Below are 15,212 nucleotides of genomic sequence, written 5' to 3'. Positions count from 1 at the left end.
TGTTATGCAAGCATAATAAATAAGTTTAACTTTTTTAACACTTAGATGATAAAATGTTTTAGCTGTAATTGATAATTTAACAAAAAAACGCCTTTTTTATAACGTACCTCTCATTTCCTGCTCTCGCTCTATAGCCTCAAACAGCGCCTTAAAGTTTCCTTTTCCAAAAGATTTGGCTCCTTTTCTTTGAATAATCTCGATAAACATGGTAGGCCTATCTAAAATGGGCTTTGTAAATAGTTGCAATAGGTACCCTTCGTCGTCCCTATCGATAAGAATCCCTAGTTCTTTTAAAGGTTCCAAAGATTCATCGATCTCCCCAACCCTATCTAAAACTGTATCGTAATAGGTATCTGGCACGTGAAGAAATTCTACACCCCTGTTTTTTAACTGCTTTACGGTTTCTATAATATTATCGGTAGCTAACGCAATGTGTTGTACGCCTGCTCCATTATAAAACTCTATATATTCTTCTATCTGCGATTTTTTCTTTCCTTCAGCAGGTTCGTTTATTGGGAACTTTATTCTTCCATTCCCATTACTCATCACCTTGCTCATTAACGCAGTATATTCCGTAGAAATATCCTTATCATCAAAAGATACCAATTGGGCAAACCCCATTACCTTGGCGTAAAATTCGCACCATTTTCTCATTTCATTCCAACCTACATTCCCTACCATGTGGTCTATGTATTTTAAACCAACCGGCGCCGGTTTATACGTTGGATTCCAAGCCTTAAAACCTGGCATAAATGCCCCATTATAATTAGAGCGTTCTACAAAAACGTGCACCGTTTCCCCATAGGTATGAATTCCAGAAAGAACTACTTTCCCGAGATCGTCTTCTATTGTTTTAGGCTCCATATAGCTTTGCGCACCCCTTTTGGTAGTTTCTTGGTAGCTTTTAGTTGCGTCATCTACCCAAAGCGCCACCACTTTTACTCCATCTCCATGTTTTTCTATATGCCTATTAATTTCCCCTCCTTGTTTTAAGGGTGAAGTAAGCACAATTCTTATTTTATCTTGCTGAAGAACATACGAAACACTGTCTTTACGACCTGTTTCCAAACCAGCGTAGGCCAATGGTTGAAAGCCCCAAGCTGCCTGATAATAATGTGCCGCTTGCTTTGCGTTTCCCACATAAAGCTCTACATAATCTGTTCCCAGTAATGGCAAAAAATCTTCTGCGGCCGCTACTTCCTTTTCAAGTTTTAATGATGTGGTATCTTGTGACATATTTTTTTAAATTAGATAATTTCAAATAATTATTTTCAATATTTTAGAAGGTTTCGACACCAATCTTTAATGCTCCAACCAAGATTGGTAGTAGGTGTCGTCGGCAATATCCATTGCCTCTTTTGTTAATTTTAGTGGTTTAAAGGTATCTACCATTACCGCCAATTCCTCCGTTTGCTTCTTTCCAATACTGCGTTCCACAGCCCCAGGATGTGGCCCATGGGGAATTCCTGCAGGATGCAAGGAAATATGGCCTTTTTCAATGTCATTCCGACTCATAAAATCACCGTCCACATAATACAAAACCTCATCGGAATCTATATTGCTGTGGTTATACGGTGCAGGAATACTCTCGGGATGGTAATCGTATAGCCTAGGCACAAAACTACAGACTACAAAAGCATCTGTTTCGAAAGTTTGGTGCACAGGTGGTGGTTGATGAATTCTACCTGTTATAGGTTCAAAATCGTGAATGCTCAAAGCATAAGGATAATTGAAGCCATCGTAGCCAACCACATCAAAAGGATGCGTGGCATAGACCATATCGAAAATCTCATCCTGTTTTTTAATTTTCATTAAAAACTCTCCTTTTTCGTCAAGAGTTTCCAATTCATTCGGGCGCCTAATATCACGCTCACAAAATGGAGAATGCTCTAAAAGTTGACCAAACCAATTCCTATATTTTTTAGGTGTATAAATAGGCCTTCGCGATTCTACTACAAACAACCTATTGTCTTCTGTTTCAAAATCTATTTTGTAGATAACACCTCTAGGGATAATTAAATAATCCCCATACTTAAAATCTATATTTCCAAGGTGAGTGCGTAACTTCCCATTTCCTTGATGAATAAAAATCATTTCATCGGCATCAGAATTTTTATAAAAATATTCTGAAGTGGATTTTTTGGGAGCCGCCAATTGTATAGTACAATCTGAATTTGTTAAAATAGACTTTCTGCTCTTTAGAAAATCAGCTTCAGGTTTAATTTTAAATCCGTGAAAACGATACGACTGAATATTATTGGGAACTGCAATCTCTGGAGCTACATTTACCTGCGATTTTATCTCTTTAACCTGTGTAGGCCTATGCACGTGGTAGAGATTGGAAGACATGCCATCGAAACCTATGGTTCCAAATAGTTGCTCGTAATACAAGCTTCCATCTGGTTTTTTAAAGATGGTGTGTCTTTTATGTGGTATTTTTCCAAGTTTATGATAAAAAGGCATAGCGAAAACGTTTGAATACTACAAATATCGTAATAATTTATGGAGATTTCCGCTAAGGAATTCTTAAAACCAAAACCCAACACTTACATACAGCCAATTATCGCCTGTTTCTGGGGAATAAGAAAATTTTGCTTGAAGCGGACCGATTATAGATTCGTAGCCATAGCCTACAGAATATCCTGTATAATCGGGCAAAGTAAACCACTCCCCTTTTTCGAAAATATCATCTCCCGCATTGGCAATGTTGGCAGATATATTAAAATGGTTCTGTTTAACAAATTCCCAATCGGCATTAAATGTTGCCTTTACAAAGCTATCCCCACCAAAGCTTAAATAATCGTACCCTAAAAAAGGAGTAATATTATTTATAAAATCGTTTCCAAAACCGCCAAGCACAAAATCGAAAGCCTGTACATTGGTATTTTCAATTTTAAATCCGCCTTCCGTAAAGAAATCCATCGAAAAGTTTTTGGCAATAGGTACTGCAAAGCCCATTTTGGCCTTAGCGATTGAAAAATTATCTGATTTTTCTTCAAAACCACTGGAAAATAGATATAAATGGAAATCGCCGTCGAAAAACATTCCCTTGGAAGGAAAGTATTTGTCATCCAGCGTATCAAACTTTAAATACCCGTAAGTACTAAAATAGTTATCGTTTTCCAATACCACCTCTTTTCCGTCGCTATCTGTAATGGTTTCTGTTTCAATCTTCAAATATTTATGCTCTAAACCGAGCCCAAAAGTAAACTCTTCTTTCCAAACCGTTTGCGCATATAGCTGATTGGTAAAATCTGATATTTCGATATCAAGTTTATTTACATCCGGCAATTCTTCCTGAACCGTTCCCTGCACAAAATCGAATTCCACATCCTTAGCAAAAGAATTATAACGGGATTTGAAACCGAAGCTCCAATAAAAACCTTTGTCCAAATAATATTCAAAATTATACCTGATAAAATCTCCAACTATAAAATCGAAATACACCACATCGTCGTCAAAGAACAAATGTTTCTTGGTAATATTTACCAGTCCTGCGGTTTTATACAAGCCGTCGTAATGAACCCCTAGTTTTAGAAACATATCAGTATTCCTTTCTATTATAGGAACCGACAGTTTATACCCCTCTTTATTTGGGCGAATCTCATAGCGTACACTATTAAAGTTATTGGTTGCCGAGAGATTGCTCATCCCTTGATCGATCTTATCAAAATTGATATATTCTTCAGTTGTATAGCGCAATTTCCCTTTGAGGTATGCTCTTGTGAACTTGTCGTTACCTTCAAAAGAAAGACGGTCTATTAAAAAGGTATCTACAGCTTCCCCTGGATATTGTTTAATCGGTGGCTTTTTTTGAAGCTTCGCAACACTATCCAAAGAACTTATCTTTAATTCTCCCGCTTCATAACCGCTTTCAATAATTTTCTCCCCTTCCCCAAATGATAAAATATTAAAGGGCTCAATATTCGGTTTGATATAAACATCTGTCTTTTTCAGCTTCTCTTCCATATCGTTTACCGTATTGTAATAATTTATCTGTACGAGCACGTCGGTAGCCGATTTTAGTTTATCCCGCTTCAGTAAAGGGTCTTGAACATCCACACCAATGATTATATCGGCCCCTAAGTCTAGAACCTCATCTACAGGATAATTATTTTGTACTCCTCCATCTACCAAAAGTTTATCTTCATAGGGAACCGGTTCAAAAAAGGAAGGAATGGCGGCACTCGCAGAAAGCGCCCTTGGAAGATAACCTTTATCTAAAATTACTTGTTCTCCCGTTTCCACATCGGTAGCCATACAGAAAAAAGGAATGGGAAGATCGTTAAAATTTTCTACCCCATTCACATTAAACAACAAACGGGAAAGCTGGTTATAGAGGTTTTGGCCCTTGGATAGCGACGTAGGAAATGAAACTTTAAATTTATCGAACGGTAAAGTTAGCGCGTACTTTTCGTAACTGCTTTTTTCGTAGAAAGACATGGCAGAACGCGGAATTTTATCCTGTAACAAAACGTCGAAATTGGTTTCCCTAAAGATAGAATCCAATTGCTTTGCAGAATATCCAGCGGCGTACAATGCTCCAATAATGGCTCCCATACTGGTTCCACCAATATAATCTATGCGCACCCCAGATTCTTCTATCGCTTTGAGCGCACCAATGTGTGCCAACCCTTTGGCTCCACCACCACTTAAAACCAAACCTACTTTGGGGTCTTGACTTTTATCTTCTTGCGCAAAAGAGAAAGCTGCTGTAAAAAGTACTATGAATAAAAATTTAATTCTCACTTTTTTTTGTTTTATGACTTGTGAAAGGCCTGGAATACCTTTTGTGCTTTAGATGCCCCGATAACCTCTGCAATCTGTACTTCGGAAGCTTCCTTGATTCTTTTTACCGATTTGAATTTTTTTAATAGATCGTTCGCGGTTTTCTCCCCTATTCCTTCAATATTCTCCAATTCTGAATTAATTGCCGCCTTACTTCGCTTGTTCCTGTGAAAAGTAATTCCAAATCTATGTGCCTCGTTTCTTAAATACTGTATAATTTTTAAGGTTTCAGATTTTTTATCCAAATACATGGGAATAGAATCTCCCGGATAATAAATCTCTTCCAATTTCTTTGCAATTCCTATAATGGCAATTTTTCCCCTCAAACCCAATCGATCCAAACTTTTTAATGCCGATGAAAGCTGACCTTTACCGCCATCTATAACGATTAATTGCGGCAAGGGCTCATCTTCTTCAAGCAATCGCTTATACCGCCGGTGCACCACCTCTTCCATAGAGGCAAAATCATCGGGGCCCGTCACCGTTTTTATATTAAAATGCCGATAATCTTTCTTGCTCGGTTTTCCATCTTTAAAAACAACGCATGCTGCAACCGGATTGGTACCTTGAATATTGGAATTATCGAAACATTCAATATGCCTTGGTTCTTCAGACAGGCGTAAATCTTTCTTCATTTGCCCCATGATACGTTTTACATGGCGGTCGGGATCCACTATTTTAATTTGCTTAAAACGTTCCTGTCGATAAAATTTGGCATTCCTTTCAGAAAGTTCCAAAATTCGCTTTTTATCTCCTAATTTAGGAATGGTTATTTTAACCCCCTCTGGCACCTCCACTTCAAATGGCAAATAAATCTCTTTGGATTGCGAATTGAAACGTGTGCGCAACTCTATAACCGCCAATTCCAGTAACTCTTTATCGCTTTCATCAAGCTTCTTCTTTATTTCTATCGTATGCGCCCTGATGATTGAACCATAGGATAATTGTAGGAAATTAACATACCCAAAGCTTTCATCCGACACAATGGAAAACACATCTACATTACTGATCTTTGGATTAACTACGGTAGATTTTGCTTGATAGTTCTCTAAAACATCTATTTTTTCCTTTATTTTTTGGGCTTCTTCAAACCGCATCTCTTCAGCCAGCGTTTTCATTTGTATTTTAAACTGGTTTAAGGAATCTTTAAAGTTCCCCTTTATAATTTCGCGAATGGCCTCTATTTGTCGATCGTATTCTACCAACGATTGGTAATCTTCACAAGGCCCCTTGCAGTTCCCTAAATGATACTCTAAACACACTTTGTATTTGCCCGCTTCGATCTTCTCTTTAGACAAATCGTAATTACAGGTTCGCAAAGAATAAAGACCTTTAATGAGGTCTAGAAGAGTTCGAACCGTTTTCATGCTTGTGTAAGGCCCGAAGTATTCAGAACCATCCTTTATTAAATTACGGGTAGGGAATACACGGGGGAAGCGTTCATTTTTTATGCAGATCCAAGGATAAGACTTGTCGTCTTTCAGCATTACATTATACCTTGGTTGATATTTTTTTATAAGGTTATTCTCCAACAACAGCGCATCGGTTTCCGTAGGCACCACAATATGCTTTATAGTGTCTATTTTTTTTACCAGTACCCTAGTTTTTCCATATTCGTGGTTTTTATGAAAATAGGAAGAAACCCGCTTCTTTAGGTTTTTTGCCTTTCCCACATAAATGATCTTTCCCTCCTTGTTATAGAATTGATAAACCCCAGGACTATCTGGCAAGGTTTGTAATTGTATATCTATTGGGGTTTTACTCATGAGCACATTTCAATTTATACTTTCTAAGTTCAAGGAATAAGTGCAAAATTAATATTTAAAACTCTTGGGGCTAGCCCCAAGAGTTTTAGGACCAATTGTTATATTAATCTTGCATGAAAAAATACAAACAATTGACCATCCACCAAAGGTATCAAATTGAAGCCTTATTGGAAACAGAAATCAGTAAAAGTGAAATAGCTATAATTATCGGGGTCGACCCCTGTACCGTTTACAGGGAGTTATCTAGGAACATTGCCAAACGGGGAAAGACCGCTGGCAGCTATATAGCCAAAAATGCACAGCGAAGAGCAGATAACAGGCATAAAATGAAGCCCAAGAAATTACAGCTCACGGAACAGTTGAAAGAGCGTATCGCGGGTTTGCTCCGTTATGAAAAGTGGAGTCCAGAACTTATAAGCAAACGCTTAGCTATTGAAGAGGAAACCTGTGTGAGCCACGAGACAATATACCAGTGGATATGGAGCGTTAAGAAGAGCAAGAAAAAGGCAGATGCTAAATACGCTAAACTCTACAAAGATCTCAAGCATGGTAGCAGGAGGCAAAAGAGAGGGAACGCCAAGGATAAGCGGGGAGCCATTAAAAACCGTGTAGGAATTGACCAGCGCCCAGATGTGCTGGACCACCGTGAGCGTATAGGCGATATTGAAGTAGACCTGATGATGGGAAGCAATCACAGATCGGCTCTTTTGGTAATGACAGACAGGGCCACATTGGTAACGATGATGGAAAAACTAAGTGGGAAAGAAGCTGGGGAGGTATATGAAAAAATGGAGAAGAGGCTCACCAACTTCAGTTCATCTTGGGTGAAGACCTTGACCTTCGATAACGGAAAGGAGTTTGCACAGCATCAAAAAATAGGAAGGCTCCTCAACGCAAAAACATACTTTACCAGACCTTATACATCACAGGATAAAGGAACCGTAGAGAATAGAATAGGTGTGATAAGAAGATTTTTTCCGAAGAAAACAGACCTGAGAAAAGTCTCAGAAAAAAGAATAAAAGAAGTTGAAAGATTACTAAATTACAGACCGATTAGAAAATTTAATTACCAAAACCCAATTGAAGTCCTAAGAAACAAATGTTTTGCACTTATGGGTTGAACTCAGCCTTTCAAAGATAATTCAAACAAAAATTAAAATCCATTTCAGTAAATTTTCTTTTTATATGACAGAAAAAGATTATATCTTTTAACTTAAATTAACAATTTCGATCATTTTATGAAACCTGTAATTTTTTAATACAATGAAATATTAAAAAAAAACTATATTTAGCACCTAATTCATTATAATTGTAGCCCTAACATTACATTCATGAATCATAAAATTGACCTAGCTTGTATTATAGATGACGACAAGCTCTATGTAAAAATGTTGTCGCGTTTATTGGATATTAAAAAACTGTGTAAGGAGTTTTTGGTATTCGAAAATGGCAGCGAAGCTTACTCTTATTTTAAAGGCGTTTTCGAACAGCCAGAAAAAGAAAAACTTCCGCAGGTAATCCTGTTGGACCTTAATATGCCGGTAATGGACGGATGGCAGTTTTTGGAAGAATTTGTAAAAATTAAATGCGAATTAGACCACCCCATTACGCTTTACGTGGTAAGCTCCTCCATTAATCCTGAAGACATAGAAAGAGCAAAAGCCTTTGAAGAGGTTTCAGATTATTGGGTAAAGCCAATCTCATTGGGAGAATTGGAAGAGATGTTTGAAAAAGTTTAATACATGAATAAAACTGAGCTTCGTTTAGAATATAAAAATAAACGCTCAAAACTTACTACTAGCAATATTGAAGAATTAAGTATTGCCATTGCCAACCAACTTTTACCGCTAGATATATGGAACAATACCTATTTCCATATTTTTCTTAGCATGGAAAACCAAAAAGAAATAGATACCTCTTTTGTTCTTAGCATCCTCCAAGGAAAAGATAAAGAAGTAATCATCCCAAAAAGCAATTTTAAAACAGGTACACTCACCAATTATTTACTTACCGATAATACCGCTATAAAGGTTAATAACTATGGTATTCCCGAACCCGTAGACGGAATAGAGGTACCCAACCACAAAATTGATGTAGTTTTTGTACCCCTTTTGGCTTACGACCACAAAGGGAATAGAATTGGCTACGGAAAAGGATTTTACGATCGGTTTTTAGCTTCGTGTAAAGAGAGCGTCATTAAAATCGGACTTTCCTTTTTTCCTCCTGAAAAGGATGTTTTTACCGATATTTCTACGGAAGATATTCCTGTGGATTATTGTGTTACCCCGGATGGAGTTTATACGTTTTAAACTTTACTTTTGATTTTTCGGGAATGCTTTCTTGTTGAAAACCAACAAAACACCAACACCAATACTTATTGCTGCGTCGGCCACATTAAAAACTGGCTCAAAAAACCTAAAATTAGAGCCTCCCCAAATTGGCACCCAATCTGGAAGTACGGTGTCTATCATTGGGAAATGAAGCATATCTACCACTTTGCCATGAAACAGCGTTCCGTAGGGTTCTTCAGCAAATAAAGTGGCTACCTGGCCGTAACTATCGTTAAAAACAACTCCATAAAAAACAGAATCGATAATATTACCAAGGGCTCCCGCAAAAATTAAGGCAATGGCGGCAATCAAGGTTGAAGTTGCATTTTTTCTTACCGAATCGTATAACCAATAGGCAATCCCACAAATGGCAAACAATCTAAAAACGGTAAGCACTAGTTTTCCCGTAGCATCGGAAATAACGGGAATAATATCACTGATTTTAGTTCCCCACGCGGCACCCTCGTTTTCTATAAATAGAATCTTAAACCAACTGAAAACCTCTACGTATTCTCCTAAAACAAAATGTGTTTTTATATAAATCTTTGAAATTTGGTCTAGAAGTAGCACCAAAACAATAATAAGGGTTGCTTTTTTTAATGACATGCTTTAAAAATAATTGCCTACAGCAAAGTATAATGGATTCTTATTTTTCAATGGCGGTAAAAATAAGGATATTATTCTGTTTATTGAATGTAAATGTTACCATTCAACGAATTTATCTCGAACTTAGTGTTTCCATCAAAAATAGCACCCTCCCGATGGACTTTTCCATATTTAGAGTTTGCCTCTATTGTTCCGCTGGCATCTTTAAGGATAATATTTCCGTTTTGCGTCCTTGCATTTACCAAAAGGCCTTGCACACTGTCCAGGAAAATCAATTTATTCCCTGTAATTAATTCTAAAACGCCAAATTCACCGGTAGCCTTGATCTCGGTATAGTCACCGTAAATTTTAACGTCCATATTTTTTGGCACCTTTATTTCCAAATGAACCGATACCACCTTATGGGCACTCAGTTTATCATTTGGAGCATTGAATAGAGGCCTTTTTTCAACCCCCACAAACAATGTAGTCCCCTCTTCCTTTATGGTGTTTATATATTCATTTTGATATTCGCCTTCCATCGTTGTGCGCAAAGCGATTTTTTCGTTGTTGCCGGTACTTATGGATACACTAAATAGGTTGGATGCATCTATGGAGACAAAGGAAACCCCCTCTGCAGCAACTGATTTTGTAACAGCTTTTTGGGCAAGGCTGATACTACTTTGAAAAAGGATTAAAACTAGTAACCAGAATCTCATTTAAAAACATTAAAAGTTACAGTTTTGGTGGCTAAAGGTTGTAAAAAGCAAAAAAACGCCCAGTTTAAGAGCGTTTTTTGTATAAAAATAGTTGAATATGTTACTGCATATTTTTAGCTTCGATGCTAAGGGTAGCATGCGGAACCAATTTTAACCGCTCTTTATTGATAAGTTTCCCAGTAACCCTGCAAATACCATAGGTTTTGTTTTCAATACGCACCAATGCATTTTTAAGATCTCGGATAAACTTCTCTTGACGCAATGCAAGTTGTGTGTTCGCTTCCCTGCTCATGGTCTCAGAACCTTCCTCAAACGCCTTAAATGTAGGCGAGGTATCGTCTGTTCCATTATTACCATCATTTTTATAAGAACTCTTCAAAAGCTCCAAATCTTGATAAGCCTTCTCCATTTTAGCCTCTATAAGTGCTCTAAACTCTGCTAGATCTTTATCTGAGTACCTTACTTTCATGTCTGTTTCCATCGTACTAGTGTTTTTGAATGATTAATCTGGTATTCACCTCATCAAACGCAATTTCTGTACCATTATTGAGATGATCTTCAAAATTAAGCTCTGCTGTTAAGGTTTCCGCTTTGATATAGTCCATATTATTTTGGACAGCTTTTTCTACAAATCCATCTTTCTGCAACTTCACATCGATTTTATCTGTTACTTCAAAACCGGAGTCTTTTCTAAGGTTTTGAATACGATTTACTAATTCCCGAGCTACGCCTTCATTTCGTAAATCATCGTTGATCGTTACATCTAATGCTACTGTGATTGCACCCGAACTGGCTACTAACCACCCTTCTATATCCTGCGATGAAATTTCCACTTCATCGATTCCTAAAGTAATGCTTTTTCCATTAATTTCAATAACAATCTCACCCTCCTTTTCTATTTTCTGAATTTCAGGCTGGTCGAATTTGTTTATTTCACTGACAATCAGCTTCATATCTTTGCCGAAACGAGGCCCAAGCACCTTGAAATTTGGCTTAATTTGCTTTACTAAAAGCCCGGAAGCATCATCGATCAACTCGATTTCCTTTACGTTAACTTCCGATTTTATAAGCTCTTCCACTGCCATAATCTCGTCTCGCTGTGCTTCGTCAAGTACTGGTATCATTACCCTTTGCAGCGGTTGGCGCACTTTTATCATTTCTTTTTTCCGCAGGGACAGTACCAAAGAAGAAATAACCTGTGCCTTCTCCATTCTTCCTTCCAACAACTTATCAACAAAGTTTTCTACAAATTGAGGGAAATCCGCTAGATGTACACTTTCGCTCTTCTCTCTATTGGTAGTGGATACCAGATCTTTATATAGCTGATCCATATAGAAAGGAGCCACTGGAGCTCCTAATTTAGCAACCGTTACCAAGCATGTGTAAAGGGTTTGGTAGGCAGAAATCTTATCTTTTTCATAATCGCCTTTCCAAAAACGCCTTCTGCACAACCGCACATACCAATTGCTCAAATTCTCCTGAACGAAGTCGGATATCGCTCTTGTGGCTCTCGTCGGTTCGTAGTCGGCATAAGCTTCATCTACCTTTTTCACCAATGTATTTAATTCTGAAAGGATCCAACGATCAATTTCAGGTCTTTCCTCCACAGGAATATCATCTTCGGCATAGGTGAAGTTGTCGATGTTTGCATATAGACTGAAGAAAGAGTAGGTATTGTAAAGTGTTCCGAAGAACTTTCTTCGCACCTCTGCGATCCCTTCTAAATCAAATTTTAGGTTATCCCATGGATTCGCATTGGAAATCATGTACCAACGCGTAGCGTCTGGACCATATTCCTTGAGGGTTTCAAAAGGGTCTACGGCATTTCCTAAACGCTTAGACATCTTCTGTCCATTTTTATCCAATACCAGTCCGTTTGAAACTACATTTTTGTAAGCCACAGAATCGAAAACCATGGTACCAATTGCGTGTAGGGTATAAAACCATCCTCTTGTTTGGTCGACACCTTCGGCTATATAATCAGCCGGATAGGCTTCTTTTTGATCAACTTTCTCCTTATTTTCAAAAGGATAATGCCATTGGGCATATGGCATCGAACCAGAATCGAACCAAACGTCTATTAAATCGGCTTCACGCTTCATGGGTCTTCCGGAAGGTGAAACCAACACAATTTGGTCTACTACATTTTTATGAAGATCTACCTTATCATAGTTCTCTTCACTCATATTATCCACTTCAAAGTCTGCAAAGATATCGGTTTCCATAACTCCCGCTGCAACCGCTTTTGCCATTTCTGCCTTTAGCTCTTTCACAGAACCTATAACAATTTCTTCCTTACCATCTTCCGTACGCCAAATAGGCAATGGAATTCCCCAAAAACGAGAACGCGAAAGGTTCCAGTCGTTGGCGTTCTGCAGCCAATTTCCAAATCTTCCTTCGCCAGTTGCCTTCGGCTTCCAGTTGATGGTTTTATTCAATTCATACATCCGTTCCTTTACCTCGGTAACTTTTATAAACCAAGAATCCAACGGGTAGTACAACACCGGTTTATCTGTTCTCCAACAATGCGGATAACTGTGAACATATTTTTCAACCTTAAAGGCCTTATTCTCTTCTTTTAATTTAATTGCAATCTCGACATCTACCGATTTCTCTGGAGCTTCTCCCGTATTGTAATATTCATTCTTAACATATTTTCCGCCAATTTCGGGTAGTTCTGCTCTAAATCTCCCTTGTAAATCTACTAAAGGCACCGGATTGTCGTTTGCATCCAATACCAACATTGGTGGAATTTCAGGAGTAGCTTCTTTAGCTACCTTGGCATCATCGGCACCAAAAGTAGGCGCTGTATGTACAATACCTGTACCATCTTCGGTAGTTACGAAATCTCCAGAAATTACTCTAAAAGCATTTTCTGGATTTTGATACGGTAACGCATAGTTTAATAGCTGCTCGTATTCTGCCCCAACCATATCCGCTCCTTTACCTTCAGCAACAACTTGGTAAGGTATTTTCATAGCTCCTTCTTTATAATTCTGAAAATCCTCTTCTGAACCTTCAAAATATTTACCAGAAAATTGTTTCTTCAATAAAGGTTTTGCCACTACTACATTTACAGGCTCAAACGTGTATTGATTAAAAGTTTTTATTAAAACATAATCGATTTTAGGCCCAACTGTTAATGCTGTATTCGACGGAAGCGTCCATGGAGTAGTTGTCCAAGCTAAGAAATGAACGGTACCAAAACCTTTTAAAAAGGAAGGCAGGGTTTCTTCTTTTGCTTTAAATTGCGCTACAATAGTAGTGTCGGTAACATCTTGATAGGCCCCTGGCTGGTTGATTTCGTGAGAACTCAACCCTGTTCCTGCCTTTGGAGAATAAGGTTGGATGGTATACCCCTTGTACATCAAATCTTGGTTATAGATTTGCTTAAGCAACCACCAAACACTCTCCATATATTTTGGTTTGTAAGTAATGTATGGATCTTCCATATCTACCCAATAACCAATTTTGCGGGTCATGTCGTTCCAGATATCTGTATAACGCATTACCGCTTTTTTACAAGCTTCGTTGTATTCTTCTACCGATATTTTAGTACCGATATCTTCTTTGGTAATCCCCAATTCTTTTTCCACCCCAAGCTCTACAGGTAAGCCGTGTGTATCCCATCCAGCTTTTCGTTTAACTTGATATCCCTTTTGGGTTTTGTAACGACAAAAAATATCTTTAATGGCACGTGCCATTACGTGGTGAATTCCAGGCAACCCATTGGCCGAAGGAGGACCTTCAAAAAAAACAAAAGGTTCTTTTCCTTCCCTAGTGGTTATACTTTTTTCAAAAATATCCTGTTCTTCCCAAAACTTTAGAACTTCTTCTGCAGTCTTAGGCAAATCCAATCCTTTATATTCTGTAAACTTCATTTATATCTAATCGGTTAACCTTTGTCTTAATTACCTTACCCTAGCCACACTAGTGGGGCCACAAAATAATAATTTAAAATTCGCTTTAACGATAAACGTCTTAAAATCACCCCCTATGAGGGTTTAAAGTTTGCAAAATTACTAAATTCCAGCGAATTGACATACCTTAAAACCATTAAAAGCAACGGTTTGAAAGAGATTTTTACTGAAAAATAATGGTGCAAGAAGCCAATTTATGTGTCCATGATATTTTTAAAAGATACCCATGGGAACAAAAAAAGAAAAAATATCGCCTAACCGAAGACCTGCTGAAGGATTTCCAAAGATTTTGGTTTTTTAAAATCGTTTAAATGCAATTGATAATACCGAATAAGGCTATTCAACAACTCAGAGCGTGTACCCCTCCCCATTTTAATAAGTCTTGCCTCATCGTAATCGCACTTTAGAAATTTTTTGAAGGCCATCAGGCCAGCTCCTTCCATGACCTCGTTATAAAGTGAAGGCACAAAAACACCTTCAGCCAAATCGAAATAAGCCGCATCTATATAGGAATCATCTGGATAAAACCCGAGAAATGAAGTTAGCTGAACCAAGAATGAAATGTGGAAATTCCCCACTTCATCGGTATCATCAAGCCAAGAAAATGAGTTTGAAATAAACTCGAAAAGCCTTTTATTCTCCTCTTCCTCTTGAAGGGAAACTACCAACATTTCCGAAAGGAACAAAGCAATCGAACTTTTTAACACATCGGTTTGCAAAGTTTTGTAGCTGGATGTAAGCTTTACTTCCCGGATGCTTTCTAAAGTACCTTTGTTTTTATGGTTTGCCACTACCTCCAATTGCGTTAAAGGTTGGAAGTAGCCCTTTTTTACTTTTCCTTTTTTTGAAGAAAGCACCCCTTTCAACATATAAGACTTTACACCATCGCTCTCTGTAAAAAGCTTTACAATTAAGCTGGTGTCTCCATATTTTAGAGCAGAAAGTACAATGGCCTTCGTAGTAACAATCATATTACAAAGATGCTTAAAATTCGTTTATAAGCTTACGACGGAAAATTCAAAAAGTCAAACTGACTATTATTGATAATATTTTATTATTTTGCAAAAGTTTTATCGGTATTTTTAGGAATACAATAGAAATACC

General features: G+C 37.7%; 12 protein-coding genes. 3 read left to right on the top strand and 9 right to left on the bottom strand.

Annotation, left to right across the window (positions count from 1 at the left end):
• Positions 1-96: 96 nt before the first annotated feature.
• The 4 genes from hppD to uvrC all read right to left on the bottom strand — a co-directional run bounded on the left by hppD (position 97) and on the right by uvrC (position 6,554).
• Positions 97-1,236 carry a 4-hydroxyphenylpyruvate dioxygenase gene (gene hppD, locus HX109_RS07245; RefSeq protein ID WP_178950648.1) on the bottom strand — a complete coding sequence of 380 codons (1,140 nt, stop codon included), beginning with the start codon at positions 1,234-1,236 and terminating at the stop codon, positions 97-99.
• A 66-nt stretch (positions 1,237-1,302) separates the two neighbouring features.
• Positions 1,303-2,463: a homogentisate 1,2-dioxygenase gene (locus HX109_RS07240; RefSeq protein ID WP_178950646.1), complete on the bottom strand. Its 1,161-nt coding sequence runs from the start codon at positions 2,461-2,463 to the stop codon at positions 1,303-1,305.
• A gap of 63 nt (positions 2,464-2,526) precedes the next feature.
• Positions 2,527-4,749 (bottom strand): patatin-like phospholipase family protein, encoded by a 2,223-nt coding sequence (locus HX109_RS07235; RefSeq protein WP_255462823.1) that lies wholly within the window; start codon positions 4,747-4,749, stop codon positions 2,527-2,529.
• Positions 4,750-4,760: 11 nt separating this feature from the next.
• Complete coding sequence (gene uvrC, locus HX109_RS07230) at positions 4,761-6,554, bottom strand: excinuclease ABC subunit UvrC (protein ID WP_178950644.1); 1,794 nt, start codon at positions 6,552-6,554, stop codon at positions 4,761-4,763.
• A 113-nt stretch (positions 6,555-6,667) separates the two neighbouring features.
• On the opposite strand from uvrC, the gene HX109_RS07225 reads away from it, so the two are divergent.
• The 3 genes from HX109_RS07225 to HX109_RS07215 all read left to right on the top strand — a co-directional run bounded on the left by HX109_RS07225 (position 6,668) and on the right by HX109_RS07215 (position 8,863).
• A complete protein-coding gene (locus HX109_RS07225; RefSeq protein WP_178949235.1) occupies positions 6,668-7,675 on the top strand; it encodes an IS30 family transposase in 1,008 nt (335 codons plus the stop codon).
• A gap of 210 nt (positions 7,676-7,885) precedes the next feature.
• Positions 7,886-8,293 carry a response regulator gene (locus HX109_RS07220; protein ID WP_178950642.1) on the top strand — a complete coding sequence of 136 codons (408 nt, stop codon included), beginning with the start codon at positions 7,886-7,888 and terminating at the stop codon, positions 8,291-8,293.
• Positions 8,294-8,296: 3 nt separating this feature from the next.
• A complete protein-coding gene (locus HX109_RS07215; protein ID WP_178950640.1) occupies positions 8,297-8,863 on the top strand; it encodes a 5-formyltetrahydrofolate cyclo-ligase in 567 nt (188 codons plus the stop codon).
• 3 nt (positions 8,864-8,866) lie between these two features.
• Here the strand turns inward: HX109_RS07215 and HX109_RS07210 are convergent, their stop codons facing one another.
• The 5 genes from HX109_RS07210 to recO all read right to left on the bottom strand — a co-directional run bounded on the left by HX109_RS07210 (position 8,867) and on the right by recO (position 15,079).
• Positions 8,867-9,490 (bottom strand): lipoprotein signal peptidase, encoded by a 624-nt coding sequence (locus HX109_RS07210; RefSeq protein WP_178950638.1) that lies wholly within the window; start codon positions 9,488-9,490, stop codon positions 8,867-8,869.
• A gap of 80 nt (positions 9,491-9,570) precedes the next feature.
• Positions 9,571-10,188, bottom strand: coding sequence for a hypothetical protein (locus HX109_RS07205; RefSeq protein ID WP_178950636.1), 618 nt, complete (start codon positions 10,186-10,188; stop codon positions 9,571-9,573).
• A gap of 100 nt (positions 10,189-10,288) precedes the next feature.
• Positions 10,289-10,669, bottom strand: a complete 381-nt coding sequence (locus HX109_RS07200; protein WP_178950634.1) for a TraR/DksA family transcriptional regulator — start codon at positions 10,667-10,669, stop codon at positions 10,289-10,291.
• Between the two features lie 4 nt (positions 10,670-10,673).
• On the bottom strand, positions 10,674-14,069 hold the full coding sequence (ileS, locus tag HX109_RS07195; RefSeq protein WP_178950632.1) for an isoleucine--tRNA ligase: 3,396 nt from the start codon (positions 14,067-14,069) through the stop codon (positions 10,674-10,676).
• A gap of 293 nt (positions 14,070-14,362) precedes the next feature.
• Positions 14,363-15,079, bottom strand: coding sequence for a DNA repair protein RecO (recO, locus tag HX109_RS07190; RefSeq protein WP_178950630.1), 717 nt, complete (start codon positions 15,077-15,079; stop codon positions 14,363-14,365).
• Positions 15,080-15,212: the final 133 nt, after the last annotated feature.

The sequence above is a fragment of the Galbibacter sp. BG1 genome (assembly GCF_013391805.1).
In the GTDB taxonomy this organism is placed as follows: Bacteria; Bacteroidota; Bacteroidia; order Flavobacteriales; family Flavobacteriaceae; genus Galbibacter.
Note: the sequence above shows the minus strand (reverse complement) of the source record. Positions and strands in the feature narration are given on the sequence as shown.

Excerpts from the sequence above, each read along its gene's own strand:
- hppD (WP_178950648.1), bottom strand. The coding sequence starts at position 1,236 with ATGTCACAAGATACCACATCATTAAAACTTGAAAAGGAAGTAGCGGCC.
- HX109_RS07240 (WP_178950646.1), bottom strand. The coding sequence starts at position 2,463 with ATGCCTTTTTATCATAAACTTGGAAAAATACCACATAAAAGACACACC.
- uvrC (WP_178950644.1), bottom strand. The coding sequence starts at position 6,554 with ATGAGTAAAACCCCAATAGATATACAATTACAAACCTTGCCAGATAGT.
- HX109_RS07225 (WP_178949235.1), top strand. The coding sequence starts at position 6,668 with ATGAAAAAATACAAACAATTGACCATCCACCAAAGGTATCAAATTGAA.
- HX109_RS07220 (WP_178950642.1), top strand. The coding sequence starts at position 7,886 with ATGAATCATAAAATTGACCTAGCTTGTATTATAGATGACGACAAGCTC.
- HX109_RS07215 (WP_178950640.1), top strand. The coding sequence starts at position 8,297 with ATGAATAAAACTGAGCTTCGTTTAGAATATAAAAATAAACGCTCAAAA.
- HX109_RS07210 (WP_178950638.1), bottom strand. The coding sequence starts at position 9,490 with ATGTCATTAAAAAAAGCAACCCTTATTATTGTTTTGGTGCTACTTCTA.
- HX109_RS07205 (WP_178950636.1), bottom strand. The coding sequence starts at position 10,188 with ATGAGATTCTGGTTACTAGTTTTAATCCTTTTTCAAAGTAGTATCAGC.
- HX109_RS07200 (WP_178950634.1), bottom strand. The coding sequence starts at position 10,669 with ATGGAAACAGACATGAAAGTAAGGTACTCAGATAAAGATCTAGCAGAG.
- ileS (WP_178950632.1), bottom strand. The coding sequence starts at position 14,069 with ATGAAGTTTACAGAATATAAAGGATTGGATTTGCCTAAGACTGCAGAA.
- recO (WP_178950630.1), bottom strand. The coding sequence starts at position 15,079 with ATGATTGTTACTACGAAGGCCATTGTACTTTCTGCTCTAAAATATGGA.